Source organism: Lacinutrix sp. C3R15 (assembly GCF_018860825.1).
Taxonomy (GTDB): domain Bacteria; phylum Bacteroidota; class Bacteroidia; order Flavobacteriales; family Flavobacteriaceae; genus Oceanihabitans.
The window spans coordinates 1-17,498 of sequence record NZ_JAHKPZ010000034.1; the positions used below are offsets into that span (position 1 = coordinate 1).

Annotated in this window: 16 protein-coding genes; 5 read left to right on the top strand and 11 right to left on the bottom strand. The window is 30.0% G+C overall.

The genetic code is table 11. From position 1 onward, the window contains the following. From KO494_RS12155 to KO494_RS12165, 3 genes are all read left to right on the top strand, one after another. A partial coding sequence (locus KO494_RS12155) for a gliding motility-associated C-terminal domain-containing protein (protein ID WP_215967887.1) occupies positions 1-1,246 on the top strand: 1,246 nt, incomplete at its 5' end. 14 nt (positions 1,247-1,260) lie between these two features. Next, entirely contained in the window at positions 1,261-2,193 is a 933-nt protein-coding gene (locus KO494_RS12160) for a type IX secretion system membrane protein PorP/SprF (RefSeq protein ID WP_215967888.1), read from the top strand. 11 nt (positions 2,194-2,204) lie between these two features. Next, complete coding sequence (locus KO494_RS12165; RefSeq protein WP_215967889.1) at positions 2,205-4,142, top strand: OmpA family protein; 1,938 nt, start codon at positions 2,205-2,207, stop codon at positions 4,140-4,142. A gap of 442 nt (positions 4,143-4,584) precedes the next feature. On the opposite strand, the gene KO494_RS12170 is transcribed toward KO494_RS12165, so the two are convergent. Continuing rightward, positions 4,585-5,079 carry a CAP domain-containing protein gene (locus tag KO494_RS12170; protein ID WP_215967890.1) on the bottom strand — a complete coding sequence of 165 codons (495 nt, stop codon included), beginning with the start codon at positions 5,077-5,079 and terminating at the stop codon, positions 4,585-4,587. Between the two features lie 165 nt (positions 5,080-5,244). Next, entirely contained in the window at positions 5,245-5,892 is a 648-nt protein-coding gene (pdxH, locus tag KO494_RS12175; RefSeq protein WP_215967891.1) for a pyridoxamine 5'-phosphate oxidase, read from the bottom strand. A 158-nt stretch (positions 5,893-6,050) separates the two neighbouring features. Here pdxH and KO494_RS12180 point away from each other — a divergent pair, with 158 nt between their 5' ends. Further along, a complete protein-coding gene (locus KO494_RS12180) occupies positions 6,051-6,464 on the top strand; it encodes a hypothetical protein (RefSeq protein ID WP_215967892.1) in 414 nt (137 codons plus the stop codon). On the opposite strand, the gene KO494_RS12185 is transcribed toward KO494_RS12180, so the two are convergent. From KO494_RS12185 to lon, 9 genes are all read right to left on the bottom strand, one after another. Then, entirely contained in the window at positions 6,457-7,374 is a 918-nt protein-coding gene (locus KO494_RS12185; protein WP_215967893.1) for a ribonuclease Z, read from the bottom strand. The genes KO494_RS12180 and KO494_RS12185 overlap by 8 nt on opposite strands. Before the next feature lie 64 nt (positions 7,375-7,438). Next, complete coding sequence (locus KO494_RS12190) at positions 7,439-7,771, bottom strand: ribonuclease Z (RefSeq protein WP_215967894.1); 333 nt, start codon at positions 7,769-7,771, stop codon at positions 7,439-7,441. Positions 7,772-7,774: 3 nt separating this feature from the next. Beyond that, positions 7,775-8,704, bottom strand: coding sequence for an aspartate carbamoyltransferase catalytic subunit (locus KO494_RS12195; protein ID WP_215967895.1), 930 nt, complete (start codon positions 8,702-8,704; stop codon positions 7,775-7,777). 59 nt (positions 8,705-8,763) lie between these two features. After that, on the bottom strand, positions 8,764-9,303 hold the full coding sequence (pyrR, locus tag KO494_RS12200) for a bifunctional pyr operon transcriptional regulator/uracil phosphoribosyltransferase PyrR (RefSeq protein WP_215967896.1): 540 nt from the start codon (positions 9,301-9,303) through the stop codon (positions 8,764-8,766). 187 nt (positions 9,304-9,490) lie between these two features. After that, on the bottom strand, positions 9,491-11,326 hold the full coding sequence (gene rpsA, locus KO494_RS12205; protein ID WP_215967897.1) for a 30S ribosomal protein S1: 1,836 nt from the start codon (positions 11,324-11,326) through the stop codon (positions 9,491-9,493). 268 nt (positions 11,327-11,594) lie between these two features. Next, positions 11,595-12,287: a (d)CMP kinase gene (cmk, locus tag KO494_RS12210; protein ID WP_215967898.1), complete on the bottom strand. Its 693-nt coding sequence runs from the start codon at positions 12,285-12,287 to the stop codon at positions 11,595-11,597. A 31-nt stretch (positions 12,288-12,318) separates the two neighbouring features. After that, the gene (gene porQ / locus KO494_RS12215) at positions 12,319-13,338 is read right to left on the bottom strand and encodes a type IX secretion system protein PorQ (RefSeq protein ID WP_215967899.1); all 1,020 of its coding nucleotides are present in this window, start codon (positions 13,336-13,338) and stop codon (positions 12,319-12,321) included. A 54-nt stretch (positions 13,339-13,392) separates the two neighbouring features. Beyond that, positions 13,393-14,124, bottom strand: coding sequence for a LysM peptidoglycan-binding domain-containing protein (locus tag KO494_RS12220; RefSeq protein ID WP_215967900.1), 732 nt, complete (start codon positions 14,122-14,124; stop codon positions 13,393-13,395). Positions 14,125-14,127: 3 nt separating this feature from the next. Beyond that, positions 14,128-16,581, bottom strand: coding sequence for an endopeptidase La (lon, locus tag KO494_RS12225; protein WP_215967901.1), 2,454 nt, complete (start codon positions 16,579-16,581; stop codon positions 14,128-14,130). Positions 16,582-16,934: 353 nt separating this feature from the next. On the opposite strand from lon, the gene KO494_RS12230 reads away from it, so the two are divergent. Further along, on the top strand, positions 16,935-17,492 hold the full coding sequence (locus KO494_RS12230) for an RNA polymerase sigma factor (RefSeq protein ID WP_215967902.1): 558 nt from the start codon (positions 16,935-16,937) through the stop codon (positions 17,490-17,492). Positions 17,493-17,498 lie beyond the last annotated feature (6 nt).

Below are 17,498 nucleotides of genomic sequence, written 5' to 3' on the forward strand. Positions count from 1 at the left end.
TGTTACCTATACTGTAGCAGATGATTGTGATAACGAAACTACTCTTACGGCTACATTAACAATAGAAGATACTATTGCTCCAGAATTAACAGCTTGTGATGTATTAGATGAAATTATAGAATGTGATGGAGAAAATAATGAAATCATGGCAAATGAATGGAATGCAGATAACATTTTAGCACTTGAAAATTGCGTGGTAGATAGTTGTGATACCGACTTTACAGGTCAGGTAACTTCAGACTTTGACTTTGCTAATTTAGTATCTACTTGTGGTCTAGCTGGAACAATAGATGTAGTATATACAATTACGGATGATTGTGGTAATAGTTCAACATTAAATGCTACACTTACCCTTGATGATACTACTCCTCCAGATTTAACTAATTGTGATGTAACAGATCAAACATTAAGTTGTGATGGAGATAATAACGAAGCAATTGCTGACCAATGGAATGCAGAAAATATTGCTGCCTTAGAAGCATGTGCAGCAGATGGTTGCGATACAGACTTTAGTGGTCAAGTAACTTCAGATTATGACTTTGATAATTTATCTTCTGCCCCTGGTTTAGGTGGTATGCTAGATGTAGAATATATAATCACAGATGATTGTGGTAATGAAACATCAGTTTACGCAATGTTAACTTTACAGAATAATTCTGTAACTGCAAACGATACTACACTTTGTAATACCGATGAATTTGAAGCTCAAATATTTGACTTATTTGATTTATTAAGTGGCTATTATGATGATAGTGGTACTTGGGAAGTAATTTCGGGTAATGCTCAAATTATTGATGGACATTATTTTGACCCTTTAAGTATAACGCTAGAAGGAGAAAATGTAGGTATATTTGTTGAATTTAGTTATACCGAAAATGATTCTGCCTGCCCTACTTATGTAGAGGCTACTATAGAAGTTCATAATAGATGTTTTGTATTAAACTGTGGTGAAGATGATGTAGAAATATCTAATGCTGTAACACCTAATGGAGATCAATATAATGAGTACTTTGAAGTTAGTGGTGTAGAACTTTGTGGCTACGTTATTGACGTAAAAATATTCAACAGATGGGGAGCATTGATTTATGAATCTAATGATTATCAAAATAACTGGGCAGGAACAGCACATAAAAACGCAGTTGGCGGATCTAACACGGTTCCTGATGGTACTTATTATTATATAGTAACACTAAAAAATAGTGGAATAGATCCTATAAATGGATATATCTACGTAGGAACCAAATAATAAAATATTAACCTATGAAACTTATAAAAAATTATATTGTTGCATTTGCGTTATTAAGCTGTACAGTTGGGTTTACCCAGCAATTACCGCAGTTTACTCAATACATGTATAATACAATATCCATCAATCCTGCTTATGCAGGAAGTAGAGAAACACTAAGTGTTGTTGGTCTTCATAGAAGTCAATGGGTTGGCTTTAAAGGAGGGCCTATTACACAAACACTTTCTGCGCATACGCCACTCACTAATGATAAAATTGGTGTTGGTTTATCTTTAATTAATGATAAATTAGGATATCAAGATTTCTCCTATATTTATGGTGATTTTTCTTACACAATAAACACTGGAGAAAAGACAAAATTAGCATTTGGTTTAAAAGCAGGATTTACCCAATACAGTCTTAGTGCTACTTTAAGAGGTAATGAACCTGAAGACCCTTCTATTTATGGCGTAGAAGACAGATGGAGCCCTAATATAGGTGTTGGTTTCTTTTGGCATACTCAAAAATGGTACATTGGTCTATCTGCTCCTAGAATTTTAAATACGGATTATAATAAAGAAGGAAATTCTAGCGGAGTGCAATATGAAGCTTTAGAGCGTATTAGTTATTATTTTACTGGTGGTTATGTATTTACTTTAAGTGACAATACTAAATTTAAACCAGCAGCTTTAATAAAAGCTACTAATGGAGCCCCATTGTCTTATGACATTACTGCAAACTTTTTATTTCATGAAAAACTTTGGTTAGGTGCTTCCTACAGAATAAACAACTATACATCTGCTATTGGTGGATTAGCAGATTTTCAAATTTCTAAAGAAATAAGAATTGGGTATACCTATGAGTATCCTATTTCTGATATTAATGCATATACTGGTGGTACCCATGAAATTTTATTAATGTTTGAAGTATTTAAAGTTAAACGTATAAAATCACCTAGATATTTCTAAAAAATAATCAGATGAAAACAAAATTTATATTAATACTATTAGTTCTAAGCAATACCATGTTGTTCGCTCAAGTAAAAGTTGCTGATAACTTTTTTAGAGACTATGCTTATATTAAAGCCAGTGAACTTTATGAAGCTGCAGTAAAAAAAGGAGATAGTAGTGAGCATGTATTAACTAGATTAGGCGATTGTTATTACAACAATTCTAATTCTGAAAAAGCAGCTTTATGGTATGGAAAAGCAGTTAACAAATACAATAAAATTAGTCCAGAATATATCTATAAATACATTCAATCTTTAAGAAGTTTGGGAGATTATGAAGGTGCTAATAATTGGATAACTAAGTTTAAAGAACTACAAGCAAGTGATAAAAGAGCCGAGGATTTTGAGATTATGGATCTTGCCAAATACCAAGAATTATCTTCTACAGAAGGAAAATATGTTACGTTTTCACCTTTAGGAATTAATACAGAATACTCAGAATTTGGAGGGTATATTCATGAAGGTACATTCTACTATTCTTCTACCAAAGTTTCAGGAGAGGGCAATAACGCAAAAATTTATAAATGGAATGAAGAACCTTATTTAGATATTTTTGAAAGTACTATTACCTACGACGAAGATAATGTTACTATTGAAAATATTAAGGCACTTTCAGAAGATATAAATACAGAGTTCCATGAAGCTTCCGTTGCTATTACAAACGATGGTAAAACCATGTATTTTACTAGAGATAATATCAACAAACGTAAAAAGATTTCTTATGATGATGAAGGTACCTCTTATTTAAAAATATATAAAGCTTCAAAAATTGGAGAAAAATGGGATAATGTTGTAGAGCTCCCTTTTAATGATAAAATACATTCAACAGGCCATCCTGCATTAAGCCCAGATAACAAAACACTATATTTTGTTTCCGATCGTGAAGGAGGTTTAGGAAGTACAGATATTTACAGTGTTGAAATTAAAGGGTCAGGAACTTATGGAGAACCTATAAACTTAGGCAATAAAATTAATACTCCTGGCAGAGATATGTTTCCTTTTGTTGCAAAAGACAGTACCTTTTACTTTTCGTCAGATGGACACATTAGTTTAGGATTATTAGATATTTTTAAGTCTAATATACTTCAGGTAAAAGATAAAGATTCTATTACAGCACCAGAAAATTTAGGTGCTCCTTTTAACAGTAGGTTTGATGATTTTGCTTTCTTTATTGATTCAGATAAAGATAGAGGATTTCTTTCTTCAAACAGAGAAGAAGGCAGTGGCAGCGATGATATTTACCAATTTGGGTCTTTCCAATGTAAACAAGTAATTAAAGGAATTGTAAAAGATAAAGTAAGCCTAGTACCAATTCCAGAAGCTAAAGTAAAACTTCTAGATGAAACAGGTAAAGAACTTGAAGAAGTATTAGCAGATGAAAATGGTGCCTTTGAATTTGAAGTTGAATGTGAAAAAAAATACACCATTATTGGTCATAAATTAGACTATAGAGACGATATACAAGATGTAGAAACTACTAATGTTCCTGATGAAGAACAAATTCAAGATTTATTGTTAACACCGTTTATTGTTAATAATGAAATTGTAATTAACCCTATTTTCTTTGATTATGATAAATCTAATATAAGACCAGATGCAGCATATGAGTTAGAAAATATTGTAACAGTGATGAAAAATCACCCAAAAATGCATATTAAAATAGAATCACATACAGATAGTCGTGGTAGAGATGAATATAATATGAAACTATCTGACAGACGTGCAAAATCTACTAGAGACTATATTATTTCTAGAGGAATTACTTCTAATAGAATTGATAGTGCAATTGGTTATGGTGAATCACAATTAGTAAATAGATGTGATAACGAACATAGAAGAATATGTTCTGAAGAAGAACACCAAGAAAATCGTAGATCAAAATTTATTATTACAAATGATTATGAATAAAGTATAAGATGTTACTTAATTAGTTTATTAAAATTCCCTAACAACATTCTATACTAAAAAAGCCACTCTAAATAGAGTGGCTTTTTAAATTATATTGTTTCTATACATAGTTAAATAATAACAAAAGGTATACGTTAACAATGATAAATAAAACAGGTTTTCTTGTATTATTAGGTTTAAAATTCAATTATTAAATACAATATTAAAATTATAAATAACCCGTTTTATTCATCATTAAAAAAAAGTAATTCTATATATAGTACAAACCGTATAAAAAAAGTCTAATATAACAGTTTATTGTACATTACATAACATGAGCGAATAAGATATCTTTATACCATAAAACTAAAAAAACAGAGAAGTCGCCTTCTCTGTTTTAATTAAATTATTTTTAAAAACCTATATCAATATATTTTAGGTGTAATATTTATTGTGATTAAAATTACCTTTTTACAAAAATATTAGTATAATACCATTGTCCGCGACTATCAAGTTCTGCAGATATATCAAAATGCGTATAATCTCCTTCAATGGCTCCTCTATGGCTTTCACTATTTAACCAAGCATTAACAACAGAAGCTGCACTACTATAACCAAATGCAACATTTTCTGAAACTCTATTTGCTCCAGCGTACTGTCTTAAAAATGCACTTCTTTGAGAAAAGTTATCATGAGATATATTACTAGATGCTACCATATAATCAGTATGCACATAAGCTTGTGATTTAATTAAGTCTAATGCCTCTAGAGCACTTAAACCCATATCCATTCTATATTCATTTATAAGTTCAAGAATTTCTATTTCTATAACTTTAGTTTCTGGAACAGTGTATTCACTGCTTACATTTTCTACCTCATGATCTGTGTTATCTGTTGAACAAGAAAAAGAAGTAAATAAGATTGTCAGGGCAATAAGCCATAAAGTAGGTTTTTTCATGGGAATAGTTATTATGATTTGGGATTGTAAATATAATAACCATTAACAGACTAAATGTTAACTAAATGTTAAAATCGATAAAACACATGTATTTCATCGGTTTTAATTACACATAATCGACGAAATGCATTTTTTAAAAGTATTTTTAAGTATTTCGTCGGTTTTTTAAGGAGATAATCGGTTTTTAATCCAGAAATATTCTTTATCTAATGTATAACGAATTCTATCATGTAATCTATTAGCTCTACCTTGCCAAAACTCCATTTCAACAGGTTTAACTAAAAAACCACCCCAAAATTCTGGACGATGTATTTCTTTACCATCAAAGTCTAATTCTAATTTGTTAAGTTTTGATTCCAGAAACTCTCTACTTTCAATAATCTCACTTTGGTTAGATGCCAAAGCACCCAATTGACTACCTCTTGGTCTAGACTCAAAATAGCCATCACTTAAATTAGCTGCTATTTTCTCTGCTTTACCTTTAATAATTATTTGTCTTTCTGCACCATGCCAAAAAAAAGACAAACAGACTTTAGGGTTTTGTGCTATAGCCTTACCTTTTTCACTATTATAATTAGTATAAAAGATAAAACCTTCATAGGTATATTTTTTAAGTAACACTACTCTACTCTTTGGGTATGAATCTAAACCAATAGTAGAAACTGTCATTGCATTAGTTTCATCTTCTGGAAAATGCATATCTACTTCATAAAACCATTTTTGAAATAGTTCCATTGGGTTCTCTGGAGTGTCCTTTAGTAAAAGAGCTCCTTTTTCGTAAGATTTTCTATAATTTCCTAGGTCTTTTTCCATATGGCAATTTACAAGTTTTTTAAATAAGTTTAATTCACTTTTTACAACTTTATATTGTTAAAAAAAACAGGTAATACTTGTTAGGTTTACAGGTATAGTAAGCAAATTTTATTATTTTTTAATAATTTATATTACTTTGTGATTCCTAAAAATTAATAATGAAATTTGAAGATTCTATTATAAGTAAAAAATATACTTATACTAAAAAAACGCTTGCTTTTGGTGAGTTATACTTTTTAGATAATTTTATTATAGCAGAAATGAATCATGGTATTCATTTAAGTTGGAATAAAATTGTTAAAATGATTGATGTTATACATTTACATTATGGTGTAAACTGTAAAATTGCATATATATCTAATAAAATAAATTCTTATTCATATGATCCCAATCATTGGGTTTACTTTTTTAAACATTATAATTTTGTAGTTGCTAGTGTATCTATTTGTTATTCTGAAATGAGTTATATCAATGCCTCTTTAGAAAAACAAATTTCATCTAAAAGTGTAAAGCGTTCCAACTCTCTAGAAGAAGCTGTTTCTTGGGTATTAAATTTAGAGGAGTTTAAATAAATTCATTAAACTCAAATAATTTTCCGTCTTTAGCAAGTTCTACATTAGCAAAAATGGTTTTTGCTTCTTCTTTAAAATCATTTAAACGTTCATATCTTGTAGAGTAATGACCAAGAATTAAAGTACCTACATTAGCTTTTAGTGCAATTGTTGCTGCTTGTTTTGCAGTACTATGTTTTGTGGTAATGGTAAGATTTTTATTTTTATCTAAAAATGTAGATTCATGATAAAGTACATTTACTTCTTTAATTATAGGTATTATACTTTCTGAATATGCTGTATCACTACAATAAGCATAACTTCTAGGTGCATTAGCTGGTAAGGTTACTTTGGTATTATCTATTAAAATATCATCTTCATTAACAACATCAAACCCTTGTTTTAACTTTCTGTAATATGCTACATTAATATTAGCTTCTTCTACTTTACTTATATCTAGTTTACGTTCTCCTTCTTTTTCTTTAAATAAAAAACCGTTAGTATATATTCTGTGATCTAGTGGTATAGTGTGTACTTCTACAGTATCATCTTCAAAAATAATTTCAGATTTTTTTGAATTTAGCTCATGAAAAAAGAGTTTATAATTAGTCCAAGAACCTGTTAATTTCATTTGAAGCGTAATTATTTGTTTTAACCCTTTTGGTGCATAAATATGTAAATCTGTTTCGCGAGTAAGTAATGTAAGTGTAGAAATTAGACCTACTAAACCAAAAAAATGATCGCCATGTAAATGCGATATAAATATGTGTTTAATTCTATTAAACTTAATTTTGTGTTTACGCAATTGTACTTGTGTACCTTCTCCACAATCTATTAAAAACAGATGATTGTTAATTTCAAGTACTTGTGCTGTTGGATTAGTGTTAACTCTTGGAGTAGCACTATAACAGCCTAAAATGCGTAATTTCATTAATGAATGTTAGTTTGTTTTTGTTGCTATGTAGATTCTGATGAATATAAATCAAAATAAACATTTAAAAACCTAAGTCACGTTCCATTTCTTCCATTTCAATAATATCATAGGCTTCCTTTATGGTTGGCACTACAACTATTTCGTCTGGAGTTTCGTTTAAGTTTATTTTATCTGTTACAATAACAAAAGATTTTTTTGCTTTTCTATGTGTGTTAGATATTTGTAAAAACTCAATAATATCTTCTAATGTAACAGGTTTTAAACTTGTTAAATTAACAATTACGTTATCGTTTTTAAACTTTTTATATAACACGTTTAATTTTTTAACTAACTCAATAATAGAAGCTTTTTCTTGTGTTATAATGGTGATATTTTCGTCTTTATCAAAAATCATAATTTACTGTTTTATTTTTGAAGCTAATAAATAAATCACTGCCATCCTAATTGCTACACCATTTTGTACTTGATCTAAAATGATAGCTTGTTTAGAATCTGCTACATCACTAGTAATCTCTACACCTCTATTTATTGGTCCTGGGTGCATGATGGTAATCTCTTTATCTAAAGAATTTAAAAGTGCTTTATCTACTCCAAATTGTTGTGCATATTCTCTAGTTGAAGGAAAATAACTTACATCCATTCTTTCGTTTTGTACACGTAACATATTTGCTACATCACACCAATTTAATGCTTTGCGCAAGTTAGTTTCTACTTTTACACCTAGTTTATCTATATATTTTGGTATTAATGTTTTTGGCCCACAAACCATAACATTTGCACCTTGTAATTGTAAAGCAAAAATGTTTGATAATGCTACTCTACTATGTAAAATATCTCCAACAATAACTACATTTTTCCCTTTTACTTCGCCAAATCTTTCTCTTATAGAATACGAATCTAATAGAGCTTGTGTTGGATGTTCATGTGCACCATCTCCAGCATTTATAATACTTGCGTTCACGTGTTTAGATAAAAACACTCCTGCACCAGGATTTGGGTGACGCATAACAACCATATCTACTTTCATAGAAAGAATGTTATTTACGGTATCTATTAATGTTTCTCCTTTTTTAACTGATGATTGTGCTGCTGAAAAATTTATTACATCTGCAGAAAGTCTTTTTTCTGCTAGCTCAAAAGATAGTTTTGTGCGCGTAGAATTTTCAAAAAATAAATTGGCAATAGTAATATCTCTAAGTGAAGGTACTTTTTTAATTGGTCTGTTAATCACTTCTTTAAAATGATCTGCAGTTTCAAAAATGAGTTGTATATCTTGTTTGTTAAGATATTTAATTCCTAATAAGTGGTTTACACTTAATTCGCTCATGTTTTTAAGTATTCAGTTTGCAGTTTTAAAACTGCTGTTTATTAATTTTTTTTTAAATTCTAACTATTAATTAGGTAAACAGCATCTTCTCCTTCATTTTCTACCCAATTAACTTTTACTTTTTCTTTATTAATAGCATCTACTTGCCTACCTCTATAATCTGGTTGAATAGGTAAATGTCTGCTAAATCTTCTATCTATTAAGGTTAAAAGCTCTATTTCATTTGGTCTACCAAAAGACTGAATAGCTGTTAATGCAGCACGAATACTTCGTCCTGTATATAAAACATCATCTATAAAAACTACTTTTTTATCTTCTACTACACAATTCATTTCTGTAGCATTTGCTTCTAGTGGTTTGTCACTTCTTCTAAAATCATCTCGATAAAAGGTAATATCTAACTGACCCGATTGTAGGTTTTTAATTTTATAATCTTCTTTTAATAATGTAATTAACCTATTTGCTAAAAATTTACCTCTAGGTTGTATACCAATTAAAACAGTATTAGTAAAATCTTTATGATTTTCAATAAGTTGACAAGCCAATCGATGAAGAATGATGTTTACCTCTTTTGCGTTAAGTAACACTTTTTGACTCATAGAATATACAAACGTATTTTAAAAGCAAAGTTAAGGTAAATATTAATAGTGTACAATGTGTTTGTAAAGTGTTATGTAAAGAAATATATAAAATAAAGAAAGTCAATAAGTCTAGAAAGGTTAATTATAAGAAATAAAAAAGCCTCTTATTTCTAAGAGGCTTTAATTTATAAATATTCAGGAAGCATTATTTCTTTCCGTCCATTTTGTCTTTAAGCGCTTGTAAAGCTTCGTTAGCATCACCTAAAGTTGGTTTAGCTTCTGCAGCTTGACTTTCTGCTTTTTTAACAGCTTCTTTTACATTTTTGATTTCTTCTTCTCTAAAGATAGCAGTATGCGAAGCAACTACTCTTTTAAATTCTTTATTAAATTCGATAATCTTAAATTCTGCTGAATCTCCTTTTTTAAGTTTCTTACCATCTTCTTTTTCAAGGTGACGAGAAGGAACAAAGGCAACGATATCTTCGTTAAACTCAATAGTTGCTCCTTTATCTACAACTTCAGCAATTTCTGCAGTATGTGTAGTACCTAAAGCAAATTCAGTTTCGTATTTATCCCAAGGGTTATCTGTAGTTTGTTTATGACCTAAAGATAATTTACGTCCTTCAACATCTAATTCAAGAACAACAACATCTAAAGTATCACCAACTGCACAGAACTCAGATGGATGCTTAATTTTCTTAGTCCAAGATAAATCAGAGATATAAATTAATCCATCAATACCTTCTTCTAATTCAACAAAAACACCAAAGTTTGTAAAGTTACGAACTGTTCCAGAGTGTTTAGAACCTACAGGGTATTTTGTTGTAATATCTGTCCATGGATCTGCAGATAATTGCTTGATACCAAGAGACATTTTTCTATCTTCTCTATCTAAAGTTAAGATTTGCGCTTCAACAACGTCTCCAACAGAAACGAAATCTTGAGCAGAACGTAAATGTGTAGACCAAGACATTTCACTTACGTGAACTAATCCTTCAACACCTTCAGCGACTTCAACAAAAGCACCATAGTCAGCAATAACTACTACTTTACCTTTTACTTTATCACCTACTTTTACATCTTCTCCTAAAGCATCCCAAGGATGTTTAGATAATTGTTTAAGACCTAATTGGATTCTTGATTTGTTTTCATCAAAATCAAGGATTACCACATTTAATTTTTGATCTAACTCAACAATCTCATTTGGATGGTTGATTCTAGACCAAGAAAGATCTGTAATATGTACTAAACCGTCAACACCACCAAGATCAATAAATACACCGTAAGAAGTAATGTTTTTAACAACACCTTCTAGTACTTGACCTTTTTCTAATTGACCAATAATTTCTTTCTTTTGTACTTCAATATCAGCCTCAATAAGTGCTTTATGAGATACTACTACGTTTTTAAATTCGTGGTTAATTTTTACCACTTTAAATTCCATAGTTTTATTCACATACTGATCGTAATCTCTAATTGGTTTTACATCAATTTGAGAACCTGGTAAGAATGCTTCAATACCAAATACATCTACAATCATACCACCTTTAGTTCTGCATTTTACAAAACCATTAACGATTTCACCTGTATCATGTGCATTGTTAACTCTATCCCAAGCTTTAATTACACGTGCTTTTCTGTGAGATAATACTAATTGTCCTGTTGCGTCTTCACGAACATCAATTAATACTTCTACTTTATCACCAACAGCTAAGTTAGGATTGTAACGAAATTCGTTTAATGAAATTACACCTTCAGATTTTGCGTTGATGTCAATAATTGCATCACGATCTGAAATGTGAATTACTTCACCTTCTACTACTTCATCATCTAAAGTATCTACGAAATTTTCTGATACTAATTTTTCAAATTCTTTTAATTGAGAATCTTCAACCTCATCAATACCTTCTTGGTAATTGTGCCAATTGAAATCTGCTAAGAATTTTTCTGGGTTTGCTTGTGCTTCAGAAACTTGAGGAGTTTCTTTTACTTCTTTTGCTTCTGTTGCTTCAACTTCAGCTTGTTTTGCTTTTTCAGCCATTTAAATAATTTAATAATGTAATGTTTTCTTTTTTTTGAAAACGTTTTTACATTACGTTTTGTATTCTGTTGTGTTTTAGGAAGATATGATTGCGACAACACACAGAAGTGTTAAAATTGTTTTTTATTTACCCCTTTTATCTTTCCACTATTCGCTAAAAGGAGTGCAAAAATACAATTATATTTTTGAATGTCAAATGTTTATTGATAGAAATTTAATAGTAAGCTTATATTTTACAAAGACACTAAAGTATTGTTTGTTTTAGTAATTAATTAGCTTTTAACGAATTAGTAACTAATGCCAGTACTTTATTAAATTGCTCTTCTAAAGAAAGGTTAGAGTTGTCAATTTCTATAGCATCTTCTGCTTTTACTAAAGGGGAGTCTTTTCTGTTAGAGTCTATATAGTCACGTTCTTGTACATTATGTAATACATCTTTATATAAAACCTCATCTCCTCTACTAACAAGCTCATCAAACCTACGTTGTGCTCTTGTTTCTGCAGAAGCTGTCATAAATATTTTTACTTCTGCATTAGGAAATACAACAGTACCAATATCACGACCATCCATAACAACGCCTTTATCTTTTCCCATTTGCTGTTGTTGTTTCACCAATTGGTAACGCACTTCTGGAATGGTTGCTATTTGGCTAACAAAACTAGAAACCTCTAGGGTTCTTATTTGTTTTTCAACATTTACACCATTTAAATATACTTCTGCAAAACCTAATTCTGGATTAAAAGAAAAACTAATAGTTACTTCTGCAAGTTTAGCCACTAAACCTTCTCTATCAAAATGGTTAGCATCAATAAAATTATGCTGCATTGCAAATAGAGTTACTGCTCTATACATAGCGCCAGAATCAACATAAATATAGCCCAAATGCTTTGCTAGTTGCTTTGCAATTGTGCTTTTTCCTGTAGATGAAAATCCGTCTATGGCAATGGTAATATTATTCATATAATTAATTAAAGGTACTTCAAAAACTTTTTTATTGTAAGTCTATTTGTAAGCCAAAAAAGTTTGCGTTAGATGCGCTTGTATATTTAGCATGTGTATAACTAAAACGCAGTTTATTTAATTTTATAGAAATACCTGCAGATAAACCAGAGAAATTACGTTGCTCAACAATACGTAGTTCTTCTGCTCTTCTAAAGTTATATCCTATTCTAAATTGAAAACCTCCTTCAGGAAATAACTCAAGACCTAATATAGTATGTCTTAATGCTTCATTAAAAAAGCTAATATCTTCTTGGGTTTGGTTACCTTCAAGATCTGTAGTTGCTCTTGCAGGATTTGAAGCTCCTATTGGCCATTTTTGTAAATTCTCAAAAGTTAGGTGCCAGCGTATTGGTACATTTTCTAGGGTTTGCGACATACCAAAATCTACCTCAAAAGGCAAAGGTTCATGCAGTCCTGCATAAGTTGTAATTTGTGTTCCTGCGTTTCTAAGCACCAAAGTAGCTTGAAACTCAATATCTTCATTAATATAGATTAATCCTGCATCTACAGCAATACCTAAAGAACTATATTGCTCTAATTTTGAAGTTATAACTTTTAAATTTCCGCCTAAGTAAAAATCTGAATAACCAATTTGTCTTGCATGACCAAATGAAACTGCAGCTTCATTACCTGTAAAAGACCCTGTAGCCACACCTTGCTCATCATAACCATCAAAACTTCCGTAATTAATATAAGAAACACCTATATGATACGTTAAATTTCTTCTATCTACTGTGTAAGCATAGGCTGCTGTACCATAATTTATACCTCCTAAATAACTAGAATAATTAACAGCAAGTTGATTATCCATATCTAAATTAATAGTTGCGGGATTAAAAATAGCTTGTGTTACATCATAATCTACATTAGTAAGTACTTTACCTCCTAAAGCGGCTTGTCTTGGTGAGGATACTAAGTTTAAAAACTGGTAGGTTGTTTCTCCTCCTAATTGCGCATTAGAAGTTACAACGTATAACAGACAAATACATGTTAAATATTTCTTAATCATAGAGGTGCAAATTAACTAAATCTATCTTAAAACGCATAGATAAGAAATATATTTTTATTTTAGTTTTAACTTTTGCCCAATATGGATATTATTTGTGTCTAAATTATTAATTTCTTTTAAGGTATTTAAAGGAATACCGTGTGTTTTAGCAATATTATACAGATTATCTCCTTTTTTAACTATATAAAAAGATTTTGCATTTTCTATTGAAGATTTTTCAATATTCTTTATTGTTTTGTCTTCAACAACGTCTATTTTCTGCGTAACCTCTTCTGTTTTAGCATTTGTATTATACAACGTATTTTGTGATACTACAGGTGTAGTATTTGGCGGTGTAACTTCTAATCCTGCTGGTGTTTGACCTGGATGTAATTTTGCTATAATTTTAGATTCTCCTTGGCTTATTACTGGACTACTAGATTTTACAATAACTTTTTTAATAATTTTAAGTTCCTGACCAATACTTAATTTATTAGAAGACAGCTTATTTTGTTTTAAGATTTCTTCTTCACTCACATCATATTGTTTGGCTATTTTAGAAATGGTTTCTTTTTTAGCTACTTGATGTATTTTAATATCTGTATAAATAACACCATTATTTGTAGTCTCTAATTTTGTAGCATCCGTTGCATTATGATCTAAAAAAACGTACTCTCCGGTTTTAGTAGAAAGAAAAGCTTCTTTACCTTCCAAATGTATTGGAAGAAATTCTTCAGTTGTTTCAGTTTCTTGTGAAATAGAAACAATAGAAAGAAAACATGCTAAAATAAAAATTAGAGACTTCATAATTTATAATTTTTTATAATTCTTGACTTTAGAATTAGTTATAGCAATATCGATTACATCTTTCATTTCTGAAACATAATGAAAAGTTAAACCTTTTAAATATTCAGGCTTAATTTCTTCAATATCACGTCTATTATCTTCACAAAGTAATATTTCTTTTATTCTTGCACGCTTTGCAGCAAGAATTTTTTCTTTAATTCCGCCAACAGGTAATACTTTTCCTCTTAACGTAATTTCTCCAGTCATTGCTAGGCTCTTTTTTACTTTGCGTTGTGTAAACAAAGATACTAAAGAAGTTAACATGGTAACTCCTGCACTTGGTCCATCTTTAGGTGTTGCACCTTCAGGAACGTGAATATGCACATTGTATTTACCAAATACATCTGGATCTACACCTAATTCTTCGGCATTTGCTTTAATATATTCCATAGCAATAGTGGCAGATTCTTTCATGACTTTACCAAGATTACCTGTAATAGTCATAGCACCTTTACCTTTAGAAAGTATAGATTCTATAAACAAGATATCACCTCCTACTCTTGTCCATGCCAAACCTGTAACAACTCCTGCTACGTTATTGTTTTCGTATTTATCTCTTTCTAATTTAGGTCCTCCAAGAACTTCAATAATATCTTCATTAGATACTTTTATATTGTAGTCTTCTTCCATTGCTATATTTTTCGCAGCATAACGTACCATTTTAGCTATCTGTTTTTCTAAACCACGAACACCAGATTCTCGAGTATAACCTTCTACTATTTTTTCTAACTGTGGTTTTCCTATTTTAAGATGTGCATCTGTTAAACCATGTTCTTTTAATTGTTTTGGTAGTAAATGGCGTTTTGCTATTTCTACTTTTTCTTCAATAGTATATCCTGTTACATTAATAATTTCCATTCTATCTAGTAATGCAGGCTGAATGGTTGATAAACTATTAGACGTTGCAATAAACATTACTTTAGAAAGGTCAAATCCCATTTCTAAAAAGTTATCATGAAAGTCATTATTTTGTTCAGGGTCTAATACCTCTAACAATGCAGAAGATGGATCTCCTTGATGCGAATTAGATAGCTTATCTATTTCATCTAACACAAAAACAGGGTTTGCTGTTCCTGCTTTCTTTAAATTTTGAAGTATTCTTCCTGGCATTGCACCAATATATGTTTTTCTATGCCCTCTTATTTCTGCTTCATCACGTAAACCACCAAGAGACATACGTATATATTCTCTACCTAAGGCTTCTGCAATAGATTTACCTAGTGATGTTTTACCAACTCCTGGAGGTCCGTAAAGACATATAATTGGTGATTTCATATCATTACGTAATTTAATAACTGCCAAGTGTTCAATAATACGTTGTTTAACATCATCTAAACCATAATGGTCTCTATCTAATATTTTCTTAGCACGTTTTAAATCAAATTTATCTTTAGAAAACTCATTCCATGGCAAATCTAAAAACAGCTCTAAATAATTACGTTGTATAGAGTATTCTGCAACTTGTGGATTCATACGTTGCATTTTAGATAGTTCTTTATTAAAATGCTCTGCTACTTTATCCTCCCATTTTTTAGTTTTAGCACGTTGGCGCATTTCTTCTATTTCTTCACCAGACGAAACTCCTCCTCCAAGTTCTTCTTGAATGGTTTTCATTTGTTGATGTAAAAAATACTCACGTTGCTGTTGGTTCATATCACTTTGAACCTTTAATTGAATATCATTTTTAAGTTCCATTTTCTGAAACTCAATATTCATATATTTTAATGTTGCTAAGGCACGTTCTTTTAAATCATTATTTTCTAATAAAAGTTGTTTTTCTTTTACTGAAAGATTCATGTTAGAAGACACAAAATTTATTAAAAACGATTTGCTTTCAATATTTTTAATAGCAAAAGAAGCCTCACTTGGTATGTTAGGACTGTCTTTAATAATTTGAAGTGCAAGATCTTTAATAGACTCAATAATAGCATCAAATTCTTTATTTTCTTTTGCTGGTTTAGCTTCAGGGACTTCACGAATAGTAGCATTCATGTAAGGTTCTTCTGTTATTACCTCTGCTACTTTAAAACGTTTTTTACCTTGAATAATAACTGTTGTATTACCATCAGGCATTTTTAAAACACGTAAAATTCTAGCAACTGTACCTGTTTCGTGTATATCTCCTGCTTTTGGGTCTTCTACAGCTTCATCTTTTTGTGCAACTACACCAATAACTTTGCTGCCTTTGTTAGCATCGTTAATTAGCTTAATAGATTTATCTCTTCCTGCTGTTATAGGTATAACTACTCCAGGAAACAAAACCGTGTTTCTTAAAGACAGAATAGGTAAAGTTTCTGGTAGTTCTTCGTTATTTATTTTTTCTTCATCCTCTGGAGTCATTAAAGGGATTAATTCTGAATTTTCATCAATATCTTGTAATGACAAACTGTCAAGGCTTAATAAACTAGATTTCTTCATATATATAATTAAGTCATTCTGTCATTATTAAAAAAACAACAAAATGATTTGAGTTTAAAATTATTATTTGATTTTTACATTATTTAGCTAACAATCATAGAGTTACCAACAAACATTAACTAAGCTTACACTCTATTTAAATCAATTAATATGCCATTTTAATGCTTTAAAGTTTAATATTTTGGGTTTAAAGAATTCTTGTTCTTCTTTTATTTTCTTACACAAGAAAACCATTTAACACATAAACATTATATACTCTAAATTAAAAGTTTAAATTTTTAATTAAAAAAAATAACTAAACTGTAACAGTTTATCTTTATGCTTGTCTATACTATAACAATTTGATTTAATCTTTGTCACTAACCAACCAAAATATCGAGCAGCTCATAATGCTATGTAAATCTAACAACCAATTTGCGCAATTGGAGATTTATAATAGGTATTACAAAGCAATGTTTAACGTGTCTTATAGAATAGTAAAAGATAGATTTGAAGCAGAAGATATTATGCAAGATTCTTTTCTTAAAGCTTTTACAAAACTAGACACTATAAAAGATACTATGACTTTTGGAGCCTGGCTAAAACGAATTGTTATTAACAACAGTATTTATCATTTTAATAAAAATAATAAATACCAAGACGTTCCTTTAGAGGATGTATTGTATAAAACAGAGTATAATGATGGAATTTCTAGTGATTATGAGTTTACAAACTTAAAGGCGCAACAAGTTTTAGAGACCATGAAATTACTTAAAGACAATTACAGAATTGCACTAACACTACACCTTATTGAAGGGTATGATTACGAAGAAATAAGCGAAATCATGAACATTACTTATGCTAATTGCAGAACAACCGTTTCTAGAGCTAAAGACAGTTTAAGAAAAAAATTAGAATTAGTAGAACATTAAAATTTT

What these genes read in the sequence shown, in the direction of transcription:
- KO494_RS12165 (WP_215967889.1), top strand. Translation starts at nt 2,205, where the DNA reads ATGAAAACAAAATTTATATTAATACTATTAGTTCTAAGCAATACCATG.
- cmk (WP_215967898.1), bottom strand. Translation starts at nt 12,287, where the DNA reads ATGAATAATATTACCATTGCCATAGACGGATTTTCATCTACAGGAAAA.
- KO494_RS12160 (WP_215967888.1), top strand. Translation starts at nt 1,261, where the DNA reads ATGAAACTTATAAAAAATTATATTGTTGCATTTGCGTTATTAAGCTGT.
- KO494_RS12185 (WP_215967893.1), bottom strand. Translation starts at nt 7,374, where the DNA reads ATGAAATTACGCATTTTAGGCTGTTATAGTGCTACTCCAAGAGTTAAC.
- porQ (WP_215967899.1), bottom strand. Translation starts at nt 13,338, where the DNA reads ATGATTAAGAAATATTTAACATGTATTTGTCTGTTATACGTTGTAACT.
- pdxH (WP_215967891.1), bottom strand. Translation starts at nt 5,892, where the DNA reads ATGGAAAAAGACCTAGGAAATTATAGAAAATCTTACGAAAAAGGAGCT.
- KO494_RS12195 (WP_215967895.1), bottom strand. Translation starts at nt 8,704, where the DNA reads ATGAGCGAATTAAGTGTAAACCACTTATTAGGAATTAAATATCTTAAC.
- pyrR (WP_215967896.1), bottom strand. Translation starts at nt 9,303, where the DNA reads ATGAGTCAAAAAGTGTTACTTAACGCAAAAGAGGTAAACATCATTCTT.
- KO494_RS12220 (WP_215967900.1), bottom strand. Translation starts at nt 14,124, where the DNA reads ATGAAGTCTCTAATTTTTATTTTAGCATGTTTTCTTTCTATTGTTTCT.
- KO494_RS12180 (WP_215967892.1), top strand. Translation starts at nt 6,051, where the DNA reads ATGAAATTTGAAGATTCTATTATAAGTAAAAAATATACTTATACTAAA.
- KO494_RS12170 (WP_215967890.1), bottom strand. Translation starts at nt 5,079, where the DNA reads ATGAAAAAACCTACTTTATGGCTTATTGCCCTGACAATCTTATTTACT.
- lon (WP_215967901.1), bottom strand. Translation starts at nt 16,581, where the DNA reads ATGAAGAAATCTAGTTTATTAAGCCTTGACAGTTTGTCATTACAAGAT.
- KO494_RS12190 (WP_215967894.1), bottom strand. Translation starts at nt 7,771, where the DNA reads ATGATTTTTGATAAAGACGAAAATATCACCATTATAACACAAGAAAAA.
- rpsA (WP_215967897.1), bottom strand. Translation starts at nt 11,326, where the DNA reads ATGGCTGAAAAAGCAAAACAAGCTGAAGTTGAAGCAACAGAAGCAAAA.